The organism is Pseudomonas shiyinii, assembly GCF_056725765.1.
Genome location: NZ_CM161522.1, coordinates 817,328 through 842,619, shown reverse-complemented (window position 1 = coordinate 842,619; position 25,292 = coordinate 817,328). Strand labels below are relative to the sequence as shown.

The window sequence follows — 25,292 nt, the reverse complement described above, 5'->3', positions numbered from 1 at the left end:
GGCTGCCCCCAAGGACCGCCCATGAATCTGCCTCCCCGCCAACAACAAATCCTCGAACTGGTGCGCGAGCGTGGTTACGTCAGTATCGAAGAAATGGCGCAGCTGTTCGTCGTCACCCCCCAAACCATCCGCCGCGATATCAACCAGCTCGCCGAAGTGAACCTGCTGCGGCGTTACCACGGCGGCGCGGCATACGACTCGAGCATCGAGAACACCGCCTATGCCATGCGCGCCGACCAGATGCGCGACGAGAAGCAGCGCATCGCCGAAGCCGTGGCCCAGCAAATTCCCGACCATGCTTCATTGTTCATCAACATCGGCACCACCACCGAATCCATTGCCCGTGCACTGCTCAACCACAGCCACCTGAAGGTCATCACCAACAACCTGCACGTGGCCGCGATCCTGGGCGCCAAGGACGACTTCGAGGTGCTGGTGGCCGGCGGCACGGTACGGCGCGACGGCGGTGTGGTCGGCCAGGCCAGCGTCGACTTCATCAACCAGTTCAAGGTCGACTTCGCCGTGGTCGGCATCAGCGGCATCGACGAGGATGGCAGCCTGCTGGATTTCGACTACCAGGAAGTGCGGGTCTCCCAGGCGATCATCACCAACGCCCGCCAGGTGATCCTGGCCGCGGACTCGAGCAAATTCGGCCGTAACGCCATGGTTCGCCTGGGCTCGATCAGCCTGGTCGATTGCCTGGTGACGGACCAGCAGCCCACCCCTGCCCTGACCCAACTGTTGAACCAGCACAAGATTCGCCTCGAAGTGGTCTGAAAGTGCCAATCGCGGGCCTAGCCGGACCGCGATTGGCTTGTCAGGTCCGGCGCTGATGTTCGGTATTGTTCATTTCTTTGTCATCAGATCAGTTTTTTCTATAGAGACTGGCTGGCGGACGCCTTTTCGTTGCGCTAGTATTTTCGAAAACGAACATCAGTGTTCACTTTCGATGTGAACCACGCCCAGGAGGCCCTTGCCGTGTCCCACTCCGCTCCGTCCCTGCCCCCGCTCGCCGATTGCTACGACGTCGCCGTGATCGGCGGCGGCATCAATGGGGTGGGCATTGCCGCCGACGCGGCCGGTCGCGGCCTGAAGGTATTTCTGTGCGAAAAGGACGACCTGGCAAGCCACACCTCCTCGGCCAGCAGCAAGTTGATCCACGGTGGCCTGCGCTACTTGGAGCATTACGAGTTCCGCCTGGTCCGCGAGGCTCTGGCCGAGCGCGAAGTCTTGCTGGCCAAGGCACCGCACATCGTCAAGCCGATGCGCTTCGTCCTGCCCCATCGCCCGCACCTGCGCCCGGCCTGGATGATCCGCGCCGGCCTGTTCCTCTACGACCACCTGGGCAAACGCAAGCGCCTGGGTGCCTCGCGCAGCCTGCGCTTCGGCCCTGGGAACCCGCTCAAGCCAGCCATCACCCGCGGCTTCGAATACGCAGACTGCGCAGTGGACGACGCCCGCCTGGTGGTGCTCAACGCCATGGCCGCCCGTGAGAAAGGCGCGCATATCCATACCCACACCCGCTGCCTGCGCGCCGAGCGCGTCGGCGGCGTGTGGGAAGTCGAGCTGCTGCATGCCGATGGCCGTCAGCAGAGCATCCGCGCCCGCGCGCTCGTCAATGCCGCCGGGCCCTGGGTGGCCAGCTTCATCAAGGATGACCTCAAGCTGGAAGCGCCCTACGGCATCCGCCTGATCCAGGGCAGCCACATCATCGTCCCGCGCCTGTACGAGGGCGAACACGCCTACATCCTGCAGAACGAAGACCAGCGCATCGTGTTCGCCATTCCCTACCTGGAGCGATTCACCCTGATCGGCACCACCGACCGCGAATACCGCGGCGACCCGGCCAAGGTGGCGATCACCGACACCGAAACCGACTATCTGCTCAAGGTGGTCAACGAGCACTTCAATCACCAGCTTGGTCGCACGGACATCCTGCACACCTATTCCGGCGTGCGTCCGCTGTGCAACGACGAATCGGACAATCCCTCCGCCGTGACCCGCGACTACACCCTGGCGCTGTCCGCCAGTGAAGGCCAGGCGCCGCTGCTGTCGGTCTTCGGCGGTAAGCTGACCACCTATCGCAAGCTGGCCGAGTCGGCGATGGTCGAACTCAAGCCATTCTTCACCCAGATGCGCGAAAGCTGGACCGCCACCGCGCCGCTGCCTGGCGGTGAAAACATGACCACCGTCCAGGCCCTGGTGGATGCCCTGCTGGCACGCCACGGCTGGCTGCCAATGGACATCGCCAAACGCTGGGCAGTGACCTACGGCAGCCGCGTATGGCAATTGCTCGAAGGCGTGCAAGGCCCTGAAGACCTGGGCCAGGCGATCGGCGGCGGGTTGTTCGCTCGGGAAGTCGACTACCTCTGCCGCTACGAATGGGCCTGCGATGCAGAAGATATCCTCTGGCGGCGTACCAAGCTGGGCTTGTTCACCAGCGCAAGTGAAAAGCAAGTGCTCGAGCAATACCTTCAACGCGAACGCCAGGCGCGCACCCAGGCAGCCTGACTAAACGCGCGGGGAAGTGGCCCTCAATGACGGTACATGGCTGTAGGCGTGCATGAGCGCATTCACTATGTACCGCCAGGCCCCCCTTACGACTTGGTGTTCTAGGTCCTTTAGGACCTGGAGCCCATGGCATGACAAGCACCGAAACCTTCCCCAGCACCTCGGTCGACAATCTGATCGCCCAGCAGCTTCCCGCCTGGTTCATCAACGCCGAGCCCAAGCACCTGGATGCCTATCGACAGGCGCTGCAAGCGCAACAACACGTCACCGATAACCTGCAGCACCTGCTTGGCAGAATCCCGGCAATCGAAGACTTCGCCGCCTCCCACCTTGAAAAAGCGCTGCTCCTGGAGGGGCTCGGACACATCGACCCACGACGCGCCCATGTAGTGGTCAGAGAAACCTTTGAACTGGCCTCGGCTGCGGAGAAACTGCACAGACCGAGCGTCACCTACACCACACGGCAGAGCCTTGTTGCCGCCGCCTTGCATAATTACGAAGCACACGAAACCCAGCCATGGCTGCTGCGCAAGGCGCACCTGGTCGATGCGCAGGAACGCCAGCTGACCATGACCTTCGAGCGCTTTGCCACGCTGTGCCGCACCCTGGACATCGGCGGGAAGTACCAATCGCTTTTGAAAGGTATCCTCGAACCCAAGGCAGGCCGCGGGCAACCGACGAACCAGGCCCGCGCACAGGTGGGGCAGATGTTTCAGGATGGCGTGCGTACGCGCATGCTGGCAGCACTCTACGAAGGACGGTTCAAGGCGCAGCTGGATGAAAGAGACCTGCTGCGGTTGCTGCCGATGTTGCAGGACCCCGCGCAGCCCCACCCTGGAAAAGGCACGCTGACACCACGCCAGCTCTACCTATTGGGCACATGCATGGTAGGCATCGTCGCCTTCGAGTGGCGGCCGGCTCCGAACGCCGATATCGATGAAATCATTCTCTGGATTGCTGATGACCCTGAAAAGAGCGTGCGTCATTACGATTCGTGGAACCAGGTATACAACGATTTGGCCAACCGCCTGAAACACCGAGCCCTGCGTGAATTTTTCAAGCGCTTCATCAAGGCGCAGGACCGAAGCCGGTTCGACACGACGCTTTCACGTCTATTGGCGCAGACACCGAGTGACAAGCCCCTGGAACTGGACGGGCGCCACCTGGCTGTCGAGGGCAACGTATTCGTTCATGTTCGCAGGTCGCTGATCGACAGGGTCTATCAGGACGCAGCCTATATTGCCGTACCCACCGACATCGAAGACCGCTTGAGCAGGCACAAGCGCCTGCAAGGCATGCTCGGCGCCGGCTTGGATCTCCTCGGGCTGGCTGCGTTCGTTGTTCCCGTGGTGGGCCATATCCTGCTGGTCGTCAGCGCCGCGCAGCTGCTCGATGAAGTGTATGAAGGCTATCAGGACTGGCGTGTGGGCGATCGCCAGGGAGCGCTGGATCATCTGTTCGTCGTCGCACAGGGGCTGGCACTCGCAGGGTTGACCGCAGGCGCGATACAGACGCTCAAGCGGGTGCCGCTTGTGGACAGTCTGGCGCCTAAGTGGCTTCCCAAAAGTGGTATCCGGCTGGTTCGAGAGGCTCATTACCTTCCCCTCGAAGAAAGCGCGTCGGTGTTGCTGGAAGGGTTGCACGGAGGGCATTTCGCCGGGCTCTTGTCGACCGATGCCCAGATCTTGCTCGAAGCCACGGGCCTGTCCACCGACCAGTTGCGTCGCCTGTGCCTGGAGCAGGCCGCGCCGCCGGCACGGCTCCTCGATCTCCATGAACGTATGACGCTGCACGCAGAATATCCCGACCTACGCGGCACGGCGTTCGACGAACACCTGGCCACATTGCACCCGCCTGTTTCAGCAGAGCAGAAGGCGTTGACCACGGCATTCGAACGCCTGTCACCGCGGGGAGCGCAGGAAATCATCGAGCACAGCAGTTCGGCCCAGCTGGAACACTTGCGCACGTCCGGGCGTGTGCCACTGAGCATGGCCGAACGCGCACGCTGGTATGTACGTGACAGCCGTGTCGACCTGGCGTGCCTTGGCATTCGCCTGCCGGCGCTGGCCAACTCCGATAGCGAAAGGTTGGCCCTGGGGCTGATCGAGCACATGGCGCCTTGGCCAGCATCGGTGCGCGTCGAACTGCGGGCAGGCAACCCGGAAGGGGCCGTGCTGTATGCAAGCCAAGATGAGGAGGCGACCAAGGTCTTTACTATCGTCAAATCCGAGCACGGTTATGCGCTCGCAGGTGACGCGCACCCTGCCTCCAGGCCCAACGCGCCCTTTCTCGACACCCTGTTGCACTGTCTTGACGACCAACAGAAGGCCAAGCTGGGCAGCGCTCGGTTGCAGGTACGGCAATTACGTGGGGCGTTGGTCAAGGCAGCTGCCGAAGATCGCCGACGTGCGGCGAAACTGATCGGCCTCGCACCGATCGGCGCCGACGTAAGGCCTCCCAGGCGTTTTGCCGATGGCAGGCTTGCCTATACGCTCAGCGGTGGCGGTGAAAGCAGTCGCCAAGCCATTCGGCGAGGCATCCACCAAATCTTTCCGACCCTCAGCGAACTGCAGCTCGACGCCTACCTGCAAGCCGTACGTCAGCGAGGCGAGAACCTGTGGACCCATTATCAGATGCTGCAGCGCCAGCTTACCGAGCTGCGCGAGGCCTTGCGGGCATGGCAGGCTGACTGGCAGACCCCGCTCCAAGCCATCCGCCGCCGCCGTATCGCCGACACCTTGCGCCGCAGTTGGCGGCGCAAGCTGGTCGATGCCAACAACCAGTACGAATTGACCATCGACGGCGAACACACCAGCGCATTACCGAACCTGCCTGAAGGCATCGATTACGCGCACGTGCGCCGCCTGGCGTTGCGCAACATGAATCTGGAAACGATCGATGCGCAGTTCCTCACGCGCTTCCCCAACCTCGTCGATCTGGACCTTAGTGGCAACCGGTTGACCCAAGTACCTATAGGCATCGAGAACCTCACCCAACTCAGGCGCGTGAACCTGGAAAACAACCAGATCGTACTCGACGCAGAAGCCAGCAGCCGCCTGGCTCAATTGCAGCACCTGAATACGCTGGCATTGAGCTACAACCCGCTCAACGGCATGCCGGACCTTTCCGGCTTGCCCCACATGCATGACCTGCGCCTGCGCGCCACCGGGCAGGCCGAGATCGGCCAGGTTCACCAGAACGTGGCACTGCGCGCCCATGTCGACCTGCGCGACAACAGGATCAGCGAGCTGCAGCGAGAAATGCACGGGCTGAGCCTGCGCCTGCGACGGCTGAATCTACATGAGAACCCCCTGAACGAGCGCAGTGCCCAGTACCTGGACGAAGCACGCGATATCGCCGAAGCGGGAGCCCGGGGCAGCGCCTACCATGCCCACGAGGTCGTCGATGCGCATACCCGCTCGACCTGGGTCGCGTCCAGGAAGGCGCAGCTTCGTGCCCAACGCGAGGCCACCTGGGATCGCCTGATCGAAGAACCCGGCTCGGGCGGGTTGTTCAGGTTTCTTGCCGACTTTGCCGAAAGCGAGGATTTCCAGACCTATCCACGTCATTACCGCCGGCGCGTATGGCACATCCTGGAAGCCTGCGAACACAACGAGGCGCTGCGCGAACAATTGTTTCGCGAGGCCGATGGGCCGCGCAGCTGCGACGACCGCCTGTTGCTGATGCTCAATCAGCTGGAAGTGGGTGTTCTGGCCTACCAGGGTCTGGAAGGGGTACCGGTCGCGAGGCGGGAAAGTCGCTTGCTGCACCTGGGGTGGCAACTGCATCGTCTGGACCTGCTCGATGACCTTGCCAACAATCACGTGCAGAGGTTGCGCAGTACCGGGCGCGCCGTCGACGAAATCGAGGTGCGGCTATTCTACCGCTCGCGGCTTGCTGGGGCGCTCGACCTGCCTGCAGCGCCCGATGAGATGCATTTCGCGTCGTTCGCGGATGTATCAACAGCGGACCTGGGCCGAGCACAACTGGAAGTGCTGAGGGCCGATACAGCCGTGGCCATGCTGGACGTGCTCGCCAATCGGCCCTACTGGCAGAATTATCTGCGCGAACGCTTCCCGGAACGTTTCGAGGCGATAACCGCGCCGTATCATGCGCGACTGGAAGCACTCAGGGAGCATGCCATAACCGGTCAGGAACGCGGCTACGAAGAGCGAGCAAGGGCGTTGATGCATGAACTTGCAGAAGAAGAGTCGACCCTGATGCGCACCTTGACGACCGAAGCCTGGGCGCGTTCGAACGCATCGCACTAGCAGCTCGTGCCGTTACGATCAGGCCGGCGGCATGCCGGCCCGCTCGGAGCATCGCAGGCATCCAGGCGTTCGGGTTTCCGAACGAAACCATCGCACTCATTCGGAAACCCGTACGACCCCGACCTCCTTCGATGCCTCAAAAAAGATTGATCCGCCGTATTTTCGGGGCGTTATGATCAATGTCAGGGCTTGGCACGACTCATGCTCTACACTCATTAGCCGAATGCACCCGCTTCTTGCTGTATTCGTAGAACGAAGAGTCCGCCAACGGCTCCATAAAAAAAACAACGTCGAGGAAATTTTGATGCGTATCGTTCGTCAACTGTTGGGCGCCGCCATCGCGGCCGCGGTCATCGCTTCGCCGGCCATGGCCGAAGAGCTGACCGGCACCCTGAAGAAGATCAAGGATTCGGGCACCATCACCCTGGGCCACCGCGACTCCTCCATTCCGTTTTCCTACCTGGCAGGCAAGCCACAGCCCGTGGGCTACTCCCACGACATCCAGCTGGCCGTCGTCGAAGCGCTGAAGAAACAGCTCAACGTGCCTGACCTGAAGGTGCGCTACAACCTCGTCACCTCCCAGACCCGCATCCCGCTGGTGCAGAACGGCACCGTGGACCTGGAGTGCGGCTCCACCACCAACAACGTCGAGCGCCAGCAACAGGTCGGCTTCTCGGTGGGCATCTTCGAAGTCGGTACCCGCCTGCTGACCAAGGTCAAGGACGGTCAACCGGCCTACAAGGACTTCCCGGACCTGGCCGGCAAGAACGTGGTGACCACCGCCGGCACCACGTCCGAGCGCATCCTCAAGGCGATGAACGCCGACAAGCAGATGAAGATGAACGTGATCTCCGCAAAAGACCACGGTGAAGCCTTCAACATGCTCGAAAGCGGCCGCGCCGTGGCCTTCATGATGGACGACGCCCTGCTGGCCGGCGAAATGGCCAAGGCACGCAAGCCTGCCGACTGGGTCATCACCGGCACGCCGCAGTCCTACGAGATCTACGGCTGCATGGTGCGCAAGGGTGACGAGGCGTTCAAGAAAGCGGTCGACGACGCCATCATCGCCTACTTCAAGTCGGGCGAAGTCAACAAGAGCTACGAGAAGTGGTTCCAGCAGCCGATCCCGCCAAAAGGCCTGAACCTGAACTTCCCGATGAGCGAAGAGCTGAAAAAACTGATCGCCGAGCCGACCGACAAGGCAGCGGACGAGAAGAAGTCCTGAACCTCAGCCAGTGGCCGGGGGCTCGAGCCGAGCCGTAATCAACCCGACAGGCCACTCATTAGTGTCTAACCTTTCAACCGAGGGCGCTCGCCGCCCTCGGTTGCTCGAAGGTGCCCGTGAAACAACCGTCTGAGGGGAAATCCCGATGAATTACAACTGGGACTGGGGCGTGTTCTTCAAGTCCACCGGCGTGGGTAGCGAAACCTACCTGGACTGGTACATCGCCGGTCTGGGCTGGACCATCGCCATCGCCATCTCCGCCTGGATCATCGCCTTGCTGCTGGGCTCGCTGCTCGGTGTGATGCGCACCGTGCCGAACCGCCTGGTATCAGGCATCGCCACCGCCTATGTGGAGCTGTTCCGCAACGTACCGCTGCTGGTGCAGCTGTTCATCTGGTACTTCCTGGTACCCGACCTGCTGCCCGAAGGCCTGCAGGAATGGTTCAAGCAGGACCTGAACCCGACCACCTCGGCGCTGATCAGCGTGGTCATCTGCCTGGGCCTGTTCACCGCCGCGCGGGTTTGCGAACAGGTGCGCACCGGCATCCAAGCCTTGCCCCGTGGCCAGGAAGCCGCTGGCCGAGCGCTGGGCTTCAGCCTGCCACAGATCTACATGAACGTACTGCTGCCCCAGGCCTATCGGATCATCATCCCGCCACTCACTTCGGAATTCCTGAACGTGTTCAAGAACTCCTCGGTGGCCTCGCTGATCGGCCTGATGGAACTGCTGGCACAAACCAAGCAGACCGCCGAGTTTTCGGCCAACCTGTTCGAAGCCTTCACCCTGGCCACGCTGATCTACTTCACCCTGAACATGGGCCTGATGCTGTTCATGCGCCTGATCGAGAAGAAAGTCTCGGTACCGGGCCTGATTTCCGTGGGGGGCAAGTAAATGGACATGGATTTCAGCGAAATCATCCCCGCCCTGCCGGCCCTCTGGGAAGGCATGGTGATGACCCTCCAGCTGATGGTCATGGGCGTTGTAGGCGGCATCGTACTGGGCACCCTCCTGGCGCTGATGCGCCTGTCGTCGAGCAAGCTGCTGTCGAACCTGGCCGGCGCCTACGTCAACTATTTCCGCTCCATCCCACTGCTGCTGGTGATCACCTGGTTCTACCTGGCGGTGCCGTTCGTGCTGCGCTGGATCACCGGCGAAGACACCCCGGTGGGCGCCTTCACCTCCTGTGTGGTGGCGTTCATGATGTTCGAGGCCGCGTACTTCTGCGAAATCGTGCGTGCCGGCGTGCAGTCGATCTCCAAGGGCCAGATGGGCGCCGCGCAGGCACTGGGCATGACCTACGGCCAGACCATGCGCCTGATCATCCTGCCCCAGGCATTCCGCAAGATGACTCCGCTGCTGCTGCAACAGAGCATCATCCTGTTCCAGGACACCTCACTGGTCTACACCGTGGGCCTGGTGGACTTCCTCAACTCGGCCCGCTCCAACGGCGACATCATCGGGCGCTCCCATGAGTTCCTGATCTTCGCCGGTGTCGTCTACTTCCTCATCAGCTTCTCCGCTTCGTGGCTGGTCAAGCGTCTGCAAAAAAGGATCGCCGTATGATTTCCATCAAGAACGTCAACAAGTGGTACGGGGACTTCCAGGTGCTGACCGACTGCAGCACCGAGGTCAAGAAAGGCGAGGTGGTGGTGGTCTGCGGCCCGTCCGGCTCGGGCAAGTCCACATTGATCAAGTGCGTCAACGCCCTGGAGCCATTCCAGAAAGGTGACATCGTGGTCGACGGTACCTCGATCGCCGACCCCAAGACCAACCTGCCCAAGCTGCGCTCGCGGGTAGGCATGGTGTTCCAGCACTTCGAACTGTTCCCACACCTGTCGATCACCGAGAACCTGACCATCGCCCAGCGTAAGGTGCTCGGCCGCAGCGAAGCGGAAGCCACCAAGAAGGGCCTGGCCCTGCTCGATCGCGTCGGCCTGGGCGCCCATGCCAAGAAGCATCCCGGCCAGCTTTCCGGCGGCCAGCAGCAACGCGTGGCCATCGCCCGCGCGCTATCGATGGACCCGATCGTCATGCTGTTCGACGAGCCGACTTCGGCGCTGGACCCGGAGATGGTCAACGAAGTGCTGGACGTGATGGTGGAACTTGCCCACGAGGGCATGACCATGATGTGCGTGACCCACGAAATGGGCTTTGCCCGCAAGGTGGCCAACCGGGTGATCTTCATGGACAAGGGCAGCATCATCGAGGATTGCCAGAAGGAAGACTTCTTCGGCAACCCAGAAGGCCGCCACGAACGCACCCAGCATTTCCTCAGCAAGATCCTGCAGCACTGAGTCGGCTCGTGCCGCTGCCCGGTGCATCCGGGCAGCGGACGCTGGTCGTGACAAGGCCACTGTGATGAAATGCGACCCCTCGCTCCTTCGCCCTGCCCAACCTGTCGTGAAATCCCGCCTGATTCGCCAATTGCTGCTGCCGCCGCTGATCATCCTGTTGATGGTCGGCCTGGGCCTGGCCGGCTACCTGATCAGCGAGAGCAACGGCATCCGCACCCTGAACGAAAACGGCGAGCGCCAGCTCGAGCTGCATGCGCGCACGGTCGAGAGCGAAATCAGCAAGTACACCTACCTGCCGAGCTTGCTGGAGCTCGAAGACAGCGTCTCGCGCCTGCTCACCGACCCCGACGGTGGTTATCGCCAGACCGTCAATGAATACCTCGAAGGCCTGAACCGCCGCAGCCGCAGCCGGGCCATCTTCGTACTCGACACCAGCGGCCGGGTCCAGGCCACCAGCAACTGGCGCGACGCCGACTCCTTCCTGGGCGAGGACCTGTCGTTCCGCGCCTATTTCCAGGATGCCGTGCGCGGCGAGCCTGGCCGCTTCTATGGCATCGGCAGCACCACCGGCGAAGCCGGCTACTACCTGGCCCACGGACTGGAGGAGCACGGTAAGATCATCGGCGTGGCGGTGATCAAGGTGCGTCTGGACACCCTTGAGGAGCGCTGGCAACGGGCGCGCCTGGAGGCGTTCGTCAGTGACGAGAACGGCATCATCATCCTCTCCAGCGACCCGGCCCGCCGGCTCAAGTCGGTACGCCCGCTCACCCCGCAGATCAAGGAACGCCTGGCGCGCAGCCTGCAGTACTACTGGTGGCCGCTGAACGAGTTGCAACCCTTGGCCCGCGAAACCCTGGCCGACGGCGTAGAAAAGCTCACCTTCCCTGCCAACAGCGAAAGCGGCCAGGGCAAACCCCAGAACATGGCCTACCTGGCCCAGACCCGGCGCCTGGTCGATACCCCCTGGCATTTCACCCTGCTCACGCCGCTGCAGGACCTGCACCGTGAATCCATGGTACAGGGCATCCTGGTGGGCGTGGCCTTCGCCCTGTTGACGATCCTGGCCATCGCCTGGAACGAACGACGCAAGGTAATCGCCACCCGCCTTGCCGCTCGCGAAGCCCTGGAAGAAGCCAACAGCCAACTGGAGCGGCGCATCGCCGAGCGCACCGCCGACCTGCGCGCCAGCAACGAACGCCTCAAGGGGCAGATCCGCGAGCGCCGGCATGCCGAACAGACCTTGCGTCACGCCCAGGACGAACTGGTGCAGGCCGGTAAGCTGGCGGCCATCGGGCAGATGTCCACCAGCATCGCCCATGAACTCAACCAGCCGCTGGCCGCCCTGCGGACATTGTCGGGCAACACCGTGCGCTTCCTCGAACGCGGCGCCCTGGAAACCGCCAGTACCAACCTGCGCACCATGAACGACCTGATCGACCGCATGGGGCGTATCACCGCCAGCCTGCGCTCTTTCGCCCGGCGCGGCGACGACAGCGGCCAGGCCTCGCTCCACAAGGCCGTGGAGGCCAGCCTGCAGGTGCTGGGCAACCGCATCGCCCGCGTCAACCTGCAATTGCACCGCCAGTTCGACGACCAGCTATTGGCCATCGACCAGACCCGCCTGGAGCAGATCCTGGTCAACCTGATCGGCAACGCCCTGGACGCCATGGCCAGCCAGCCCCAACCACAGCTCTGGCTGGAAGGCGAAATACAAGGCGACAAATACCGTCTGCGGGTGCGCGACAATGGCCATGGCATCGATGCCGAGGCCCGCAAGCACTTATTCGAACCCTTCTTCACCACCAAACCCGGCGAGCATGGCCTGGGCCTGGGCCTGACCCTGTCGGCGAGCCTGGCCGCCGCCGCCAAGGGGTCCCTGGGCGTCGAGCATCCCGCCAGCGGCGGTACCGCCTTCGTCCTCGCCCTGCCCCTGGTCATGCCTACCGGCACATCGGCTGAACCACTATGAATAAAGGGTCCCCATGAACCAAGCACCCTTGACCGTCCTGATCGTCGAAGACGACCCCCACGTACTGCTGGGTTGCCAGCAGGCACTGGCGTTGGAGGACATCGCCTGCGAAGGCGTGGGCAGCGCCGAACAGGCGTTGGAACGCATCGGCGAGGATTTCGCCGGTATCGTCGTCAGCGACATCCGCCTGCCGGGCATGGATGGCCTGGAACTGCTCGGCCGCCTCAAGGCGCGCGATCGCAGCCTGCCTGTGGTACTGATCACCGGCCACGGCGATATCGACATGGCTGTCGGTGCCATGCGCAACGGCGCCTACGACTTCATGGAGAAACCGTTCTCCCCGGAGCGCCTGGTGGAGGTGGTGCGCCGCGCCCTGGAGCAACGCGGCCTGTCTCGTGAAGTGCATGCCCTGCGGCGCCAGCTGGCTGGCCAGAGCACCCTCGAGGGCCGCATCATCGGCCGCTCGCCGGCTATGCAGAACCTGCGCGAATTGATCGCCAATGTCGCCGATACCTCGGCCAACGTGCTCATCGAAGGCGAAACCGGTACCGGCAAGGAGCTGGTCGCCCGCTGCCTGCACGATTTCAGCCGGCGCCAGGGCCAGCCCTTCGTTGCGCTCAATTGCGGTGGCCTGCCGGAGAACCTGTTCGAAAGCGAGATCTTCGGCCATGAAGCCAACGCCTTCACCGGTGCGGGCAAGCGGCGTATCGGCAAGATCGAGCATGCCAATGGCGGCACGCTGTTCCTGGACGAAGTGGAGAGCATGCCGATCAACCTGCAGATCAAGCTGCTGCGCGTGCTGCAGGAACGCACCCTGGAGCGCCTGGGCTCGAACCAGAGCATCCCGGTGGACTGCCGGGTGATCGCCGCCACCAAATCGGACCTGGACGCCATGGGCCAGTCCGGCCAGTTCCGCAGCGATCTGTACTACCGCCTGAACGTGGTCACCCTGGAACTGCCGCCCTTGCGCGAGCGCCGCGAAGACATCCTGCAACTGTTCGAGCACTTCCTCCAGCAGTCGGCCTTGCGCTTCGACCGCGAAGTGCCGGAGCTCGACAGCCAGACCGTGTCGCGGCTGATGGCCCACGACTGGCCCGGTAATGTGCGTGAGCTGCGCAACGTCGCCGAGCGCCATGCCCTTGGCCTGCCGGCCTTCAAGAAGAGCGCGGGCGGCGCCAGCCAAGGGCTGGGGTTCGCCGAGGCGGTTGAGGCCTTCGAGCGCAACCTGCTCAGTGACGCCCTGCAACGCACCGGTGGCAACCTCAGCCAAGCCAGCCAGGAACTGGGCATGGCCAAGACCACGCTGTTCGACAAAGTGAAGAAATACGGCCTGAGCTGAACAAGGAACGCCAACGTGGACCTGATACTCAAGGCCAGCCTGGGCGCCACCGTCGTGGTGCTCCTGGCCATTCTTTCCAAGACGCGCAACTACTACATCGCCGGGTTGGTGCCACTGTTTCCGACTTTCGCCCTGATCGCGCATTACATCGTCGGCAAGGGCCGGTCATTGGCGGACCTGAAGACCACCATCCTGTTCGGCATGTGGTCGATCATTCCCTATTTCATCTATCTGGCGGCCTTGTACGTGCTGGTCGACAGAATGCGCCTGGAGGCCTCGCTGGCCCTGGCCACAGTGGCCTGGCTGGTGGCAGCGACGGTGTTGGTCACCTTGTGGATGCGCTTTCATTGAAACAGCTGGGGCCGCGTTGCGGCCCAATCGCGGCACAAGGCCGCTCAGGGTCTGTGACGGTCCGGTTACAGAAGCCCTGCCACGTGCCTTGGCGCTTCCCGATGTGACTTCAGGTAAGGCAGCACCGCCGCCAGCAACGGCGCCTTGAACGGTTCCTGGAAACGATGGGCCAGGCCCGGAATCAAGCGCAGCTGGCTGCCCTGGATATGCGCGGCCAGGTGCACGCCATGCATCACCGGCAACAGCGGGTCAGCCGTGCCGTGCACCACCAGCGTCGGCACGCGCAGTTGGTTGAGCAGCGCCACCCGGCTGGGCTCGGCGAGGATCGCCATGATCTGGCGCTTGACGCCGTCCGGGTTGAACGCCCGGTCATAGGCGTCCGCAGCCTGTTGCAGCAACGCCGAGCGCTCGTCGGCGATATCGGGGCTGCCCAAGGCGGCCAGCAGGTCGGCCTGGTGCTCGATGGCCATAGCCCGGTTGGGCGCATCGCGACGCGCCAACAGCTGCACCAGCGCTGGGCTGGGTGCAGGCAAGCCGGCATCGCCAGAACTGGACATCACCAGCGTCAGGCTGCGCACGCGCTGTGGGGCCATGGCCGCCAGATGCTGGGCGATCATGCCACCCATACTGACCCCCAGTACATGGAACTGCTCCACGTCCAGCGTATCCATGAGCCGCAAGCCGTCGCTGGCCATGTCGGTCAAGGTATAGGGTGCAACCACCGGCAACCCCAGCTTGTAGCGCAGCAATTCTACAGTCAGGCTGGCCGTGGCCGGCGCTTGGTTCCAGCGCGACAAGCCGACATCGCGATTGTCGTAGCGAATGACGCGAAAACCCTGCCGGCACAGGGCCTCGACCACATCGTCGGGCCAATGGATCAATTGCCCTCCCAGGCCCATGACCAACAGCAGTACAGGGTCCGACGGCGCACCGACGCTTTGGTAGACCACGCTCAGCTCGCCCAGCTCGGCCCGTTGCACCGGCACCTGGGCGTCGCAGCGCTGAGCCGCCGCAGCGGCCGGCACACTGACCAACAAGAATAAAAAGACCAATAAAGCCCGCATGAAAGAAACACCAGAATGCAGATCCCCAGTAGAGCGCGAGTCTGATGAAATCCCTTCGAGCGCGCTGCCACAAAACCATGACAGTTTGATTAAGGCTGCCGGGCGGTCATCTGCGCCGTACTCGACAGCAACGCACAACATGAGGGAAACTCAAGCATCTGCATCCATTATCCAGTGTTACCCCCGGAGTCATCTGTGCTGGAAATCCGCCACCTGAAAACCCTTCATGCCCTGCGCGAGGCCGACAGCCTGGTGGAAGCCGCCGAACGCCTGCACCTGACCCAGTCGGCCCTCTCGCACCAGTTCAAGGAACTGGAAGAGCGCCTGGGCATGACCCTGTTCGTGCGCAAGTCCAAGCCGATCCGCTTCACTAGCGCCGGCCTGCGCCTGCTGCAGTTGGCCGACGCTACCCTGCCCCTGCTGCGTGGTGCCGAGCGTGATATCGCACGCCTGGCGGGCGGCACTGCAGGGCGCTTGCATATGGCCATCGAATGCCACAGTTGCTTCCAGTGGCTGATGCCCACCATCGACCAGTTCCGCGACGCCTGGCCGGAAGTGGAGCTCGACCTGGCCTCAGGCTTCGCCTTCGCCCCACTGCCGGCCCTGGCCCGTGGCGACCTGGACCTGGTGGTGACCTCCGACCCGGTGGACCTGCCCGGCATCACCTACGTGCCACTGTTCACCTACGAGGCGATGCTCGCCGTGGCCAACCAGCACCCGTTGGCCGGCAAGCCCTATATCGTGCCCCAGGACCTGCTGGACCAGACCCTGATCACCTACCCGGTGGAGCGCGACCGCCTGGACATCTTCACCCGCTTCCTGGAGCCGGCCGATATCGAGCCGGCTGCGGTGCGCACTTCGGAGCTGACCGTGATGATGATGCAACTGGTGGCCAGCGGCCGTGGCGTATGCGGCATTCCCCATTGGGCACTGCACGAGTACAGCTCGCGGGGCTACGTCAAGGGCAAGCGGCTGGGCGAAAAGGGCCTGTTCGCCACGCTCCACGCTGCGGTGCGCACCGACATGCTCGATGCGCCGTACATGCGCGACTTCCTGCTGACGGCCAAGGACACCTCGTTCTCGACCCTCGACGGCGTCAGCGCGGTGCGTTGAGCGCCTGGCGATAGAGCGGCAGGATCAGGTCGCGGGTCAGGGGCGCCAGCTCAAAGTCCGGGGCCTGATCAGCGGCCAGCCAGACCACTTCTTCGATCTCTGCTGCCGGGGCGACGTCCTCGGCGCTGTCGACCCGGAACAGCTCGGCCTGAACTTCAAAGCCTGGCTCGTTAGCGGCCGGTGCGCTGAACTGGCCAAGATAGACCGCTTGTGTGGGGTCCAGCCGCAGCCCCAGCTCCTCATGCAGCTCACGCACCAACGCCGCTTGGGGCGACTCACCAGCATCGATCTTGCCACCGGGCTGCATGAACGCCTGGGTGCCGCGCTTGCGAACCAGCAGGGTACGGCCTTGCGGGTCGATCAGAAGGGCGGCGGCGATACGGATGGTCTTGGACATTGAGGAGCTCGCTGGACAACGGAAAACGGCGGGCAAGGATCCCATGCAGGTCGAGGGCTGACAAGCTGCCCGCTCCTACAGAAGGGCCGCGGCAGACGGCCCAGGACGAACGGCCCCTTGCCAACCCGACCTTCACCCGCCATAAACAACATATGAACCTCCCTGCCCAGCACCACCCCGTGCTCGACCTGTTCCACCCCGCCATCGGTGCCTGGTTCCGGCAGCACTTCGCCACGGTCACCGACGCCCAGGCCCGGGCCTGGCCGCTGATTCACGCCGGCCAGTCGATGCTGCTCGCCGCGCCGACGGGCTCAGGCAAAACCTTGAGTGCCTTCCTGGCCGTGCTCGACGAGCTGTTTCGCCAGGGCCTGGAACATGACGGCGAGCTGCCCCCGCACACCCAGGTGGTCTATGTCTCGCCCCTCAAGGCGCTGTCCAACGACATTCGCCTGAACCTCGACCTGCCGCTGGCCGGCATCGGCCAGGCGCTGCAAGATCAAGGGTTGAAGGCGCCGCGCATCACCACTGCCGTGCGCACCGGTGATACGCCGCAAAAAGAACGCGTGGCCATGCGCAAGCGGGCACCGCATATCCTGGTGACCACGCCCGAATCGCTCTATGTGCTGCTCGGCTCGGCCTCCGGTCGCGAAGGCCTGGCCAATGTGCACACGGTGATCGTCGACGAGATCCACGCCCTGGCCGGCAACAAGCGAGGCTGTCACCTGGCCCTGACTCTGGAGCGCCTGCAAGCGCTGTGCGGCCGGCCTCTGCGGCGCATCGGCCTGTCCGCTACGCAGCGCCCCGTGGAGCGGGTGGCGCAGTTTCTGGTCGGTCACCAGCGTCCGTGCGCCATCGTCGACGTCGGCCATGCGCGCCGCCGCGACCTGGCCATCGAAGTCCCGCCGGTACCGCTGGGGGCGGTAATGGCCACCGATGTCTGGGGCCTGGTCTACGACCGTATCGCCGCGCTCGCCCGAGAGCATCGAACCACCTTGGTGTTCGTCAACACCCGGCGCCTGGCCGAACGCCTGACGCGGCACCTGAGCGAGCGCCTGGGCCAGGATGCCGTGGCGGCGCACCATGGCAGCCTGGCCAAGGAACACCGCCTGGCAGCCGAACAGCGTCTGAAGGCAGGCCAACTGCAGGTGCTGGTGGCCACCGCCTCGCTGGAGCTGGGCATCGACATCGGCGGAGTCGAGCTGGTCTGCCAGATCGCCTCGCCCGGCTCGATCTCGGCGTTTCTGCAACGTGTCGGACGCTCCGGGCACCAGGTCGAAGGCATCCCCAAGGGGCGGCTGTTCCCGACCTCGCGGGACGACCTGATCGAATGCGTGGCCTTGCTCGAAGGTGTGCGCCAGGGCGAACTCGATCAACTGCAGATACCCCACGCACCGCTGGACGTACTGGCCCAGCAGATCGTCGCCGAAGTGAGCAACCAGCCCTGGCCGGAGCAGGCCCTGTACGACTGCCTGCGCCAGGCCATGCCCTATGCCGGGCTGGACCCAGCGCACTACCAGGCGCTGCTGCGCATGCTCGCCGAGGGCTACAACGGCCGCCAGGGCGTGCGCAGCGCCTACCTGCACCGCGATGCCGTCAGCGCTACCCTGCGCGGGCGCCGCGGCAGCCAGCTGACGGCGTTGACCAGCGGCGGCACCATTCCCGAGACCGCCGACTATGCCGTGCTGCTCGAACCCCAGTCGCTGAACATCGGCAGCGTCAACGAAGACTTCGCCGTGGAAAGCATTGCCGGCGATATCTTCCAACTGGGCAACGCGTCCTATCGCATTCTGCGGGTCGAGCCTGGCCGGGTACGGGTCGAAGATGCCCATGGCCTACCGCCGACCATTCCATTCTGGCTCGGCGAGGCTCCGGGGCGCAGCGATGAGTTGTCCGCCGCCGTCGCCCGCCTGCAGGCGCAGGTCGACGAACGCTTGCAGGCCAGCGGCGGACAATTCGAACCGGTACTGGCGTGGTTGCAGCAGGCGTTCGGGCTGGAAGCAGGCAGCGCCAGCCAGTTGCTCGACTACCTCGGGCAGGCCTGGCGGGTGCTGGGCGCCCTGCCTTCGCAGGAAACGCTGGTGATGGAACGCTTCTTCGACGAAACCGGCGGCACCCAATTGATCATCCATTCGCCCTACGGCAGCCGGATCAACCGCGCTTGGGGGCTAGCGCTGCGCAAACGCTTCTGTCGTACCTTCAACTTCGAGCTGCAGGCCGCGGCCAGCGAAGACGCGATCGTGCTGTCGCTGTCCACCAGCCACAGCTTCGAGCTCGATGAAGTCTGGCGCTACCTGGCCAGCCGCAGCGCCGAGCCGATCCTGGTCCAGGCCCTGCTCGACGCCCCACTGTTCGGCGTGCGCTGGCGCTGGAACGCCGCCGTGGCCCTGGCCTTGCCGCGTTATGTCGGCGGGCGCAAGGTGGCGCCACAGATCCAGCGGATGAAGAGCGAAGACCTGATCGCGGCGGTGTTCCCCGACCAGATCGCCTGCCTGGAGAACATCGCCGGCGAACGGCAGATCCCCGACCATCCGCTGGTGGAACAGACCCTGGACGATTGCCTGCACGAAGCCATGGACAGCGAAGGCTGGCTGGCCCTGCTACGGCGCATGGAGAACGGCGAGATACGCCTGCTCGCCCGCGACCTGCCCGCACCCTCCCCCTTGGCTGCGGCCATTCTCAATGCCCGCCCCTATACCTTCCTGGACGATGCCCCGCTGGAGGAGCGCCGGACCCAGGCGGTACTCAACCGGCGCTGGAACGACGTGCACAGTGGCGATGACCTGGGGGCATTGGATATCGAGGCCATCGCCGCCGTGCAGGCCGAGGCCTGGCCACAACCGGGCAATGCCGATGAGATGCACGAAGCCTTGATGAGCCTGGGCGCCATCAGTGCCGGGGAAACCCACCTGGGCAACGATTGGCCAGGCCTGCTGGCCCGGTTGGCCCAGGCAGGCCGTGCGTGCCTGCTGCGCAGCGGCGAAACGGCCCTGTGGCTGGCGCGCGAACGCCTGAGCCTGCTGCTGGCGTGCTACCCAGATGCTCGTCTGGAACCCTCGCTGGGCCTGTTGCCGGGGTTCGACCAGCCTTTGGAAAAGGATGCCGCGCTGGTCGAGCTGTTGCGCGCGCGGCTCAGCGGTTTCGGCCCGCTAACGGTGGCCCAGATCGCGGCACCGCTGGGCCTGCCCGGTAGGGTTATCGAACAGGCCCTGGTCCACCTGGAAGTGGAAGGCTATGTGCTGCGCGACCACTTCAGCCCTGGCCAGCAGACCCTGCAGTGGTGCGAGCGCCATCTGTTGGCGCGCATCCATCGCTACACGGTCAAGCGCCTGCGCCGGGAAATCGAGCCGGTAACCCTGCAGGACTACATGCGCTTCCTGTTCGACTGGCAGCACCTGGCGGCCGACGAACGCCTGAGAGGGCCGCAGGCAGTGGCCGAGGTGCTCGGCCAGTTGCAAGGCTTTCCCAGCGCGGCCGGGGCCTGGGAGGCCGAACTGCTGCCCGCCCGGATCAAGGACTACAGCCCGCACTGGCTCGACGATGCCTGCCGCAGCGGCCAATGGGCCTGGAGCCGCCTGGCGACGACGCTGTCCACCAGCACCCTGTCCAGCACACCGCTGGTACTGTTGCCGCGCGAGCACCTGGGCCTCTGGCGCAGCCTGGCACCGATGCCCGCGCTCGATGACCTGGCGCCACGGGCGCAACGGGTGTACGAGACACTGCAGGCCCAGGGCGCCCTGTTCTTCGACGAGCTCACCCAGGAAGCCCACCTGCTGCCCAGCGAACTGGAAACCGCATTGCAGCAATTGGTGGGCGCCGGGCTGGTCGGAGCCGACAGCTTCACGGGCCTGCGCAGCCTGATCACACCCGCCGCCAAGCGCACCTCACGCAACAGCCGTCGCGGGCGCCCGCCGATGGCCAGCGACATGGCACAGGCCGGGCGCTGGGCGTTGCTGCGTCGTGGCAATACCATGCCGGACGCCGACCAACGCCTGGAACACGTCGCCCGGACCTTGCTGCGCCGCTACGGCGTGATCTGCTGGCGCCTGTTGGAGCGCGAGAGCGACGTGCTGCCGCCTTGGCGCGACCTGTTGCGTTGCTACCACCGGTTGGAGGCCCGGGGCGAAATCCGCGGCGGGCGATTCATTGCCGGGCTGGCCGGGGAGCAGTTCGCCCTGCCGGAGGCGGTCGCCCTGCTGCGCCAGGTACGACGGCGGGCAGCAGATGGCGGGCTGGTGATGATCAGCGCCTGTGACCCACTGAACCTGCTGGGGACGCTGTTGCCAGGCAACAAGGTGCCTGCGGTGGTCGGCAACCGGTTGCTGTACCGCGACGGCGTGCCGGTGGCCACACGGGTGGCGGGCCGCTACGAGTATCTGCTGGAAGCATCGACCGCAGAGCAGGAGGCCTGGCGGCAGCGTCTGCTGCGCGATATCGCCTGACGCCATACGACCGCGTCTCGGGACAAGCCCGCTCCCAAAGGCCAGCGTCGATGACCGATCTTTCATCTTCCCGGCCCGCGATCGACTGGCAATGCGCTACCCAATGGGGCTATGGTCGGGGCTTGCCCAGGCCCTGAGCCTGACCGAGCCATTCGCAAGGACCCCGTATGAGCCTGTCACTTCTCAGTCGCTATGCCTTTTTCGCCGCCTGTGTCCTGTTCACCTTGGCGAGCCTGCCGTTCCTGCACCACGAATGGCTGTGGCCGTTCACTCTCACCACCGCCGTGCTCAGCCTCATCGGCCTGTTCGACCTGCTGCAGCAACGCCACGCGGTGCGGCGCAACTACCCGATCCTCGGCAACATCCGCTACTTGGTCGAAGGGATACGCCCGGAGATCCGTCAGTACTTGCTCGAAGCCGACAGCGATGCCCTGCCCTTCTCCCGCGCCCAGCGTTCGCTGGTGTATGCCCGGGCCAAGAACGAAGCGTCGGACAAACCCTTCGGCACCTTGATCGACGTATACGAATCAGGCTTCGAGTTCATCGGCCACTCCATGCGCCCGGCGCCCCTGGCTGATCCAGCAAGCTTTCGCGTGACCGTCGGCGGCCCGCAGTGCAGCCAGCCGTACTCGGCCTCGATCTTCAACATTTCGGCCATGAGCTTCGGTTCGCTGAGCGCCAACGCCATCCGGGCACTCAACCAGGGGGCCAAGCTCGGCAATTTCGCCCATGACACCGGCGAAGGCAGCATCAGCCCGTACCACCGCGAGAATGGCGGCGATCTGGTCTGGGAGCTGGGTTCAGGCTACTTCGGCTGCCGCACCCCGGACGGGCGCTTCGACCCCGAGCGTTTCGCCGAACAGGCGCGCGACCCGCAGGTGCGCATGATCGAGATCAAGATGAGCCAGGGCGCCAAGCCCGGCCACGGCGGAATCCTGCCCAAGCACAAGGTGACCGAGGAAATCGCCGCCACCCGCGGCGTGCTGATGGGCGAGGACTGCATCTCGCCATCGCGCCACAGCGCCTTCTCCACGCCCATCGAGATGATGCAATTCATCGCCCGCCTGCGTGAGCTGTCCGGCGGCAAGCCGGTGGGCTTCAAGTTCTGCCTGGGCCACCCCTGGGAGTTCATGGGCATCGCCAAGGCCATGCTGGAAACCGGCATCCTGCCGGACTTCATCGTGGTGGACGGCAAGGAGGGCGGCACGGGCGCCGCTCCGGTGGAGTTCACCGACCATATCGGTGTGCCATTGCGCGAAGGCCTGTTGTTCGTGCACAACACCCTGGTGGGCCTGAACCTGCGCGACAAGATCAAGCTGGGCGCCAGCGGCAAGATCGTCAGCGCCTTCGACATCGCCAGCGTACTGGCCATCGGCGCCGACTGGGCCAACGCGGCTCGCGGCTTCATGTTCGCCATTGGTTGTATCCAGTCGCAGAGCTGCCACACCAATAAATGCCCCACCGGAGTCGCGACCCAGGATGCCCTGCGCCAGCGCGCCCTGGTGGTACCGGACAAGGCCCAGCGCGTGCTCAACTTCCACCACAACACCTTGCGCGCCCTGGCCGAGATGCTTGCTGCGGCAGGCCTGGAACACCCGGCACAGCTGGAGGCCAAGCACCTGGTGCGGCGTATCTCCGCCACCGAGATCAAGCTGTTTTCGCAGATGCACGTGTTCCTCAAGCCAGGCGAGTTGCTTACCGGTGAGGTCAACGGGCAATTCTATTCACGCATGTGGCAGATGGCCCGGGCCGACAGTTTCGAGCCGCATAGTGAAATAGCCGCCTGAGGCGACCATGCCCGGTGCGCCTGTTCCGGGAACAGGTGCATCGGGTAATTCAGAGAATATTCCTACAACAAGCAGGGCCAGATCCTACCCACCCGTTAAATGGTCGTTAATCCGCGAACGACACGCTCGGTGCCTCTCATCCAGGAGTGCGCATCATGAGCCCAACCGACAATCCGACCCCTCCCGTTACCCGTACCGCATCGCTCCCGCAGCAACTGCTGCAAATAGGCAGGCACATCGCTGTGCTGGGCGTGGTCATGCCCATGTTGATGATCGGCCTGCTCAAGTTCACCTTCATCGAAGTCGAGGCGCTCAAGCCGCTCATCAGCCAGACGCCTTGGCTGGCCTGGTTGTACGCAGTATTTGGCGAGGCAGGGACATCCTACCTGCTGGGGGTGGTGGAGATACTGGCCGCCGTGCTGCTCATCGCCAGCCGATGGTCGGTCAAAGCAGCCATTGCCGGTGGAGCGCTGTGCACGCTCACCTTCGTCACGACACTGTCGATCATGCTGGCCGTGCCGATCTGGGAGGCTGCTTCAGGCGGATTCCCCTGGCTCAATCGCGCGGGCAGTTTCCTGATCAAGGACCTGGCGCTGCTGGGTGTGAGCCTTGTGGTATTGGCGGAGGGGCTAGCTCGCCATCAAGCTCGGAAAATCACCCGCACCTAGCCCGAATGCCTGTCAGTCAAGGCCCCATCGCCGGCAAGCCGGCTCCCACCTGCCCTGCGCTGCTGTTGTAGACACCGCGGAACCTGTGGGAGCCGGCTTGCCGGCGATGGGCTGCGAATGGGCCGCAAAGCGGCCCCGAAGGCGTGGGATCAGGAAGCGGTGCTCGCCGCACCTTGCGCGTCTTTCGGCGCCAGGCGGAACGCGTAGTACAGCACCGTCAGCAGGACCAGGAACGCCGGGCCGATGTACAGGGCCACGCGGGTATCCTCGAAATAGGCCATCAGGCCCACCACCAACACCAGGAAGGCCAGGGCCAGGTAGGAGCTCAGCGGCCACAGCCACATGCGGTACTTCAGCGCCTGACGCTCGGCGGTGGACAGGCCGGCACGGAACTTGAGCTGGGCCAGCAGGATCATCACCCAGGTCCAGATCGCACCGAAGGTGGCGATCGAGGTCACCCAGACGAACACTTTCTCCGGCACCAGGTAATTCGCCAGCACGCCCAGCAGCAAGGCACCGATCGACAGCAGCAGCGCATTGCGCGGCACGCCGCTTTTCGAAGTGCGGGCGAAGGGCGCCGGGGCCTGGCCGTTCTGCGCCAGGCTGTAGAGCATGCGCCCGGTGCTGAAGATGCCGCCGTTGCACGAGGACAGCGCGGCGGTGATCACCACGAAATTGATGATGCCAGCAGCGGTCTTGATACCCAGGCGCTCGAAGGTCATCACGAACGGGCTGCCCTGGCTGCCGATCTCGTTCCAGGGGTAGATCGACAGGATCACGAACAGCGCACCGACATAGAACAGCAGGATGCGCCAGAACACCGAGCCGATGGCCTGTGGAATGGTCTTCTGCGGGTTGCGCGCTTCGCCGGCGGTCAGGCCGATCATCTCTACACCCAGGTAGGCGAACATGACCATCTGCAGCGACATCAGCACGCCGGTCACGCCGTTGGGCATGAAGCCGCCATTGCTCCACAGGTTGGAGATACCCATGGCCACGCCGTCGTTACCGAAGCCGAAGGCGATGATGCCGATACCGCCCAGGACCATGGCAATGATGGTGACGATCTTGATCAGGGCGAACCAGAACTCGAACTCGCCGAACGCCTTGACCGCGATCAGGTTGATCGCCCCCATGCTGCCCAGGGCGGCCAGGGCCCAGATCCAGCGCGGCACGTCGGGGAACCAGATACCCATGTAGATGGCCACTGCGGTGATTTCCGCGACACAGGTCACCAGCCACAGGAACCAGTAGTTCCAGCCGGTGAGGAAGCCCGCCAGCGGGCCGAGGTAGTCCTGGGCATAGCGGCTGAAGGAGCCGGCTACCGGGTTGTGCACGGCCATTTCGCCGAGCGCACGCATGATCACCAGGATGGCCAGGCCACCGATGATGTAGGAAAGCATGATCGCAGGACCGGCCATTTCGATGGCCTTGGCTGAACCGAGGAACAGGCCTACACCGATACAGGCGCCCAGCGCCATCAGACGGATGTGCCGTTCGCCCAGCTCGCGCTTGAGTGGGCCGCCCTGGGCGGTCTCACCATGGGCAGGGTGGTTGCCGACTGGCATAGCAATACAACCTCATTTTGTTATTGGATTGACCTTCGCGCAGAACCAGCCAGGCCGGTGGGCGTGGCGTCGTCTTGCCGGGCGGGCCTCGTGGGCCGGCCTGTCCGCCGGTGAACGGCAGGACGAAGGGGTCGAGCAGTATAGGAATCCGCCTGTAGGGCTTTTCACTATATAAACAGGGAAATTTGGAGAGAATTCTCGGCCAAAAACCCTTTCACCGAAGGCATAAATCCCTTCCGCCCCACCCTTGCGAAGAATGGGGGCGGCTACCATAGCAACATTGCCCAAGAATGGA

At 64.1% G+C, this 25,292-nt stretch carries 17 protein-coding genes; 14 read left to right on the top strand and 3 right to left on the bottom strand.

All coding sequences use genetic code 11. The features are described 5' to 3' along the window. The first annotated feature begins 21 nt into the window (after positions 1–21). The 10 genes from glpR to ACXHGZ_RS03955 all read left to right on the top strand — a co-directional run bounded on the left by glpR (position 22) and on the right by ACXHGZ_RS03955 (position 13,961). A complete protein-coding gene (glpR, locus tag ACXHGZ_RS04000) occupies positions 22–777 on the top strand; it encodes a DNA-binding transcriptional repressor GlpR (protein WP_084856008.1) in 756 nt (251 codons plus the stop codon). 201 nt (positions 778–978) lie between these two features. Beyond that, the gene (gene glpD / locus ACXHGZ_RS03995; RefSeq protein WP_480462511.1) at positions 979–2,511 is read left to right on the top strand and encodes a glycerol-3-phosphate dehydrogenase; all 1,533 of its coding nucleotides are present in this window, start codon (positions 979–981) and stop codon (positions 2,509–2,511) included. Between the two features lie 131 nt (positions 2,512–2,642). Continuing rightward, positions 2,643–6,782, top strand: coding sequence for an NEL-type E3 ubiquitin ligase domain-containing protein (locus ACXHGZ_RS03990; RefSeq protein ID WP_480462509.1), 4,140 nt, complete (start codon positions 2,643–2,645; stop codon positions 6,780–6,782). A 304-nt stretch (positions 6,783–7,086) separates the two neighbouring features. Continuing rightward, a complete protein-coding gene (locus ACXHGZ_RS03985; protein WP_084856003.1) occupies positions 7,087–8,007 on the top strand; it encodes a glutamate/aspartate ABC transporter substrate-binding protein in 921 nt (306 codons plus the stop codon). A 145-nt stretch (positions 8,008–8,152) separates the two neighbouring features. After that, positions 8,153–8,899 (top strand): amino acid ABC transporter permease, encoded by a 747-nt coding sequence (locus ACXHGZ_RS03980; protein WP_084856001.1) that lies wholly within the window; start codon positions 8,153–8,155, stop codon positions 8,897–8,899. Beyond that, complete coding sequence (locus ACXHGZ_RS03975) at positions 8,900–9,571, top strand: amino acid ABC transporter permease (protein ID WP_084855999.1); 672 nt, start codon at positions 8,900–8,902, stop codon at positions 9,569–9,571. Further along, on the top strand, positions 9,568–10,302 hold the full coding sequence (locus ACXHGZ_RS03970) for an amino acid ABC transporter ATP-binding protein (protein ID WP_043206506.1): 735 nt from the start codon (positions 9,568–9,570) through the stop codon (positions 10,300–10,302). Before ACXHGZ_RS03975 ends, ACXHGZ_RS03970 begins: the two co-directional genes overlap by 4 nt. 64 nt (positions 10,303–10,366) lie before the next feature. Continuing rightward, the gene (aauS, locus tag ACXHGZ_RS03965) at positions 10,367–12,271 is read left to right on the top strand and encodes a two-component sensor histidine kinase AauS (RefSeq protein WP_480462506.1); all 1,905 of its coding nucleotides are present in this window, start codon (positions 10,367–10,369) and stop codon (positions 12,269–12,271) included. Between the two features lie 64 nt (positions 12,272–12,335). Continuing rightward, complete coding sequence (aauR, locus tag ACXHGZ_RS03960) at positions 12,336–13,610, top strand: two-component response regulator AauR (RefSeq protein WP_480463986.1); 1,275 nt, start codon at positions 12,336–12,338, stop codon at positions 13,608–13,610. A gap of 24 nt (positions 13,611–13,634) precedes the next feature. After that, positions 13,635–13,961: a GlpM family protein gene (locus tag ACXHGZ_RS03955; protein ID WP_368829702.1), complete on the top strand. Its 327-nt coding sequence runs from the start codon at positions 13,635–13,637 to the stop codon at positions 13,959–13,961. A 65-nt stretch (positions 13,962–14,026) separates the two neighbouring features. Here the strand turns inward: ACXHGZ_RS03955 and ACXHGZ_RS03950 are convergent, their stop codons facing one another. Then, the gene (locus ACXHGZ_RS03950; RefSeq protein WP_480462505.1) at positions 14,027–15,025 is read right to left on the bottom strand and encodes an alpha/beta fold hydrolase; all 999 of its coding nucleotides are present in this window, start codon (positions 15,023–15,025) and stop codon (positions 14,027–14,029) included. 195 nt (positions 15,026–15,220) lie between these two features. Here ACXHGZ_RS03950 and metR point away from each other — a divergent pair, with 195 nt between their 5' ends. After that, a complete protein-coding gene (gene metR / locus ACXHGZ_RS03945; RefSeq protein WP_084855990.1) occupies positions 15,221–16,138 on the top strand; it encodes a transcriptional regulator MetR in 918 nt (305 codons plus the stop codon). Here the strand turns inward: metR and ACXHGZ_RS03940 are convergent. Further along, positions 16,122–16,535, bottom strand: coding sequence for an NUDIX hydrolase (locus ACXHGZ_RS03940; protein WP_480462504.1), 414 nt, complete (start codon positions 16,533–16,535; stop codon positions 16,122–16,124). The genes metR and ACXHGZ_RS03940 overlap by 17 nt on opposite strands. Positions 16,536–16,687: 152 nt before the next feature. On the opposite strand from ACXHGZ_RS03940, the gene ACXHGZ_RS03935 reads away from it, so the two are divergent. The 3 genes from ACXHGZ_RS03935 (at position 16,688) to ACXHGZ_RS03925 (ending at position 23,429) form a co-directional block, all read left to right on the top strand. After that, on the top strand, positions 16,688–20,974 hold the full coding sequence (locus tag ACXHGZ_RS03935) for a DEAD/DEAH box helicase (RefSeq protein ID WP_480462502.1): 4,287 nt from the start codon (positions 16,688–16,690) through the stop codon (positions 20,972–20,974). Positions 20,975–21,141: 167 nt separating this feature from the next. After that, positions 21,142–22,761: an FMN-binding glutamate synthase family protein gene (locus tag ACXHGZ_RS03930; RefSeq protein ID WP_480462501.1), complete on the top strand. Its 1,620-nt coding sequence runs from the start codon at positions 21,142–21,144 to the stop codon at positions 22,759–22,761. Between the two features lie 155 nt (positions 22,762–22,916). Further along, positions 22,917–23,429 (top strand): YkgB family protein, encoded by a 513-nt coding sequence (locus tag ACXHGZ_RS03925; protein ID WP_480462499.1) that lies wholly within the window; start codon positions 22,917–22,919, stop codon positions 23,427–23,429. 149 nt (positions 23,430–23,578) lie between these two features. Here ACXHGZ_RS03925 and ACXHGZ_RS03920 read toward each other — a convergent pair whose 3' ends face one another. Then, positions 23,579–24,997 carry an amino acid permease gene (locus tag ACXHGZ_RS03920; protein ID WP_480462497.1) on the bottom strand — a complete coding sequence of 473 codons (1,419 nt, stop codon included), beginning with the start codon at positions 24,995–24,997 and terminating at the stop codon, positions 23,579–23,581. Positions 24,998–25,292 lie beyond the last annotated feature (295 nt).

What these genes read in the sequence shown, in the direction of transcription:
- ACXHGZ_RS03935 (WP_480462502.1), top strand. Translation starts at nt 16,688, where the DNA reads ATGAACCTCCCTGCCCAGCACCACCCCGTGCTCGACCTGTTCCACCCC.
- ACXHGZ_RS03925 (WP_480462499.1), top strand. Translation starts at nt 22,917, where the DNA reads ATGAGCCCAACCGACAATCCGACCCCTCCCGTTACCCGTACCGCATCG.
- ACXHGZ_RS03940 (WP_480462504.1), bottom strand. Translation starts at nt 16,535, where the DNA reads ATGTCCAAGACCATCCGTATCGCCGCCGCCCTTCTGATCGACCCGCAA.
- ACXHGZ_RS03920 (WP_480462497.1), bottom strand. Translation starts at nt 24,997, where the DNA reads ATGCCAGTCGGCAACCACCCTGCCCATGGTGAGACCGCCCAGGGCGGC.
- ACXHGZ_RS03970 (WP_043206506.1), top strand. Translation starts at nt 9,568, where the DNA reads ATGATTTCCATCAAGAACGTCAACAAGTGGTACGGGGACTTCCAGGTG.
- ACXHGZ_RS03950 (WP_480462505.1), bottom strand. Translation starts at nt 15,025, where the DNA reads ATGCGGGCTTTATTGGTCTTTTTATTCTTGTTGGTCAGTGTGCCGGCC.
- aauS (WP_480462506.1), top strand. Translation starts at nt 10,367, where the DNA reads ATGAAATGCGACCCCTCGCTCCTTCGCCCTGCCCAACCTGTCGTGAAA.
- ACXHGZ_RS03985 (WP_084856003.1), top strand. Translation starts at nt 7,087, where the DNA reads ATGCGTATCGTTCGTCAACTGTTGGGCGCCGCCATCGCGGCCGCGGTC.
- ACXHGZ_RS03980 (WP_084856001.1), top strand. Translation starts at nt 8,153, where the DNA reads ATGAATTACAACTGGGACTGGGGCGTGTTCTTCAAGTCCACCGGCGTG.
- ACXHGZ_RS03975 (WP_084855999.1), top strand. Translation starts at nt 8,900, where the DNA reads ATGGACATGGATTTCAGCGAAATCATCCCCGCCCTGCCGGCCCTCTGG.
- glpR (WP_084856008.1), top strand. Translation starts at nt 22, where the DNA reads ATGAATCTGCCTCCCCGCCAACAACAAATCCTCGAACTGGTGCGCGAG.
- ACXHGZ_RS03930 (WP_480462501.1), top strand. Translation starts at nt 21,142, where the DNA reads ATGAGCCTGTCACTTCTCAGTCGCTATGCCTTTTTCGCCGCCTGTGTC.
- ACXHGZ_RS03990 (WP_480462509.1), top strand. Translation starts at nt 2,643, where the DNA reads ATGACAAGCACCGAAACCTTCCCCAGCACCTCGGTCGACAATCTGATC.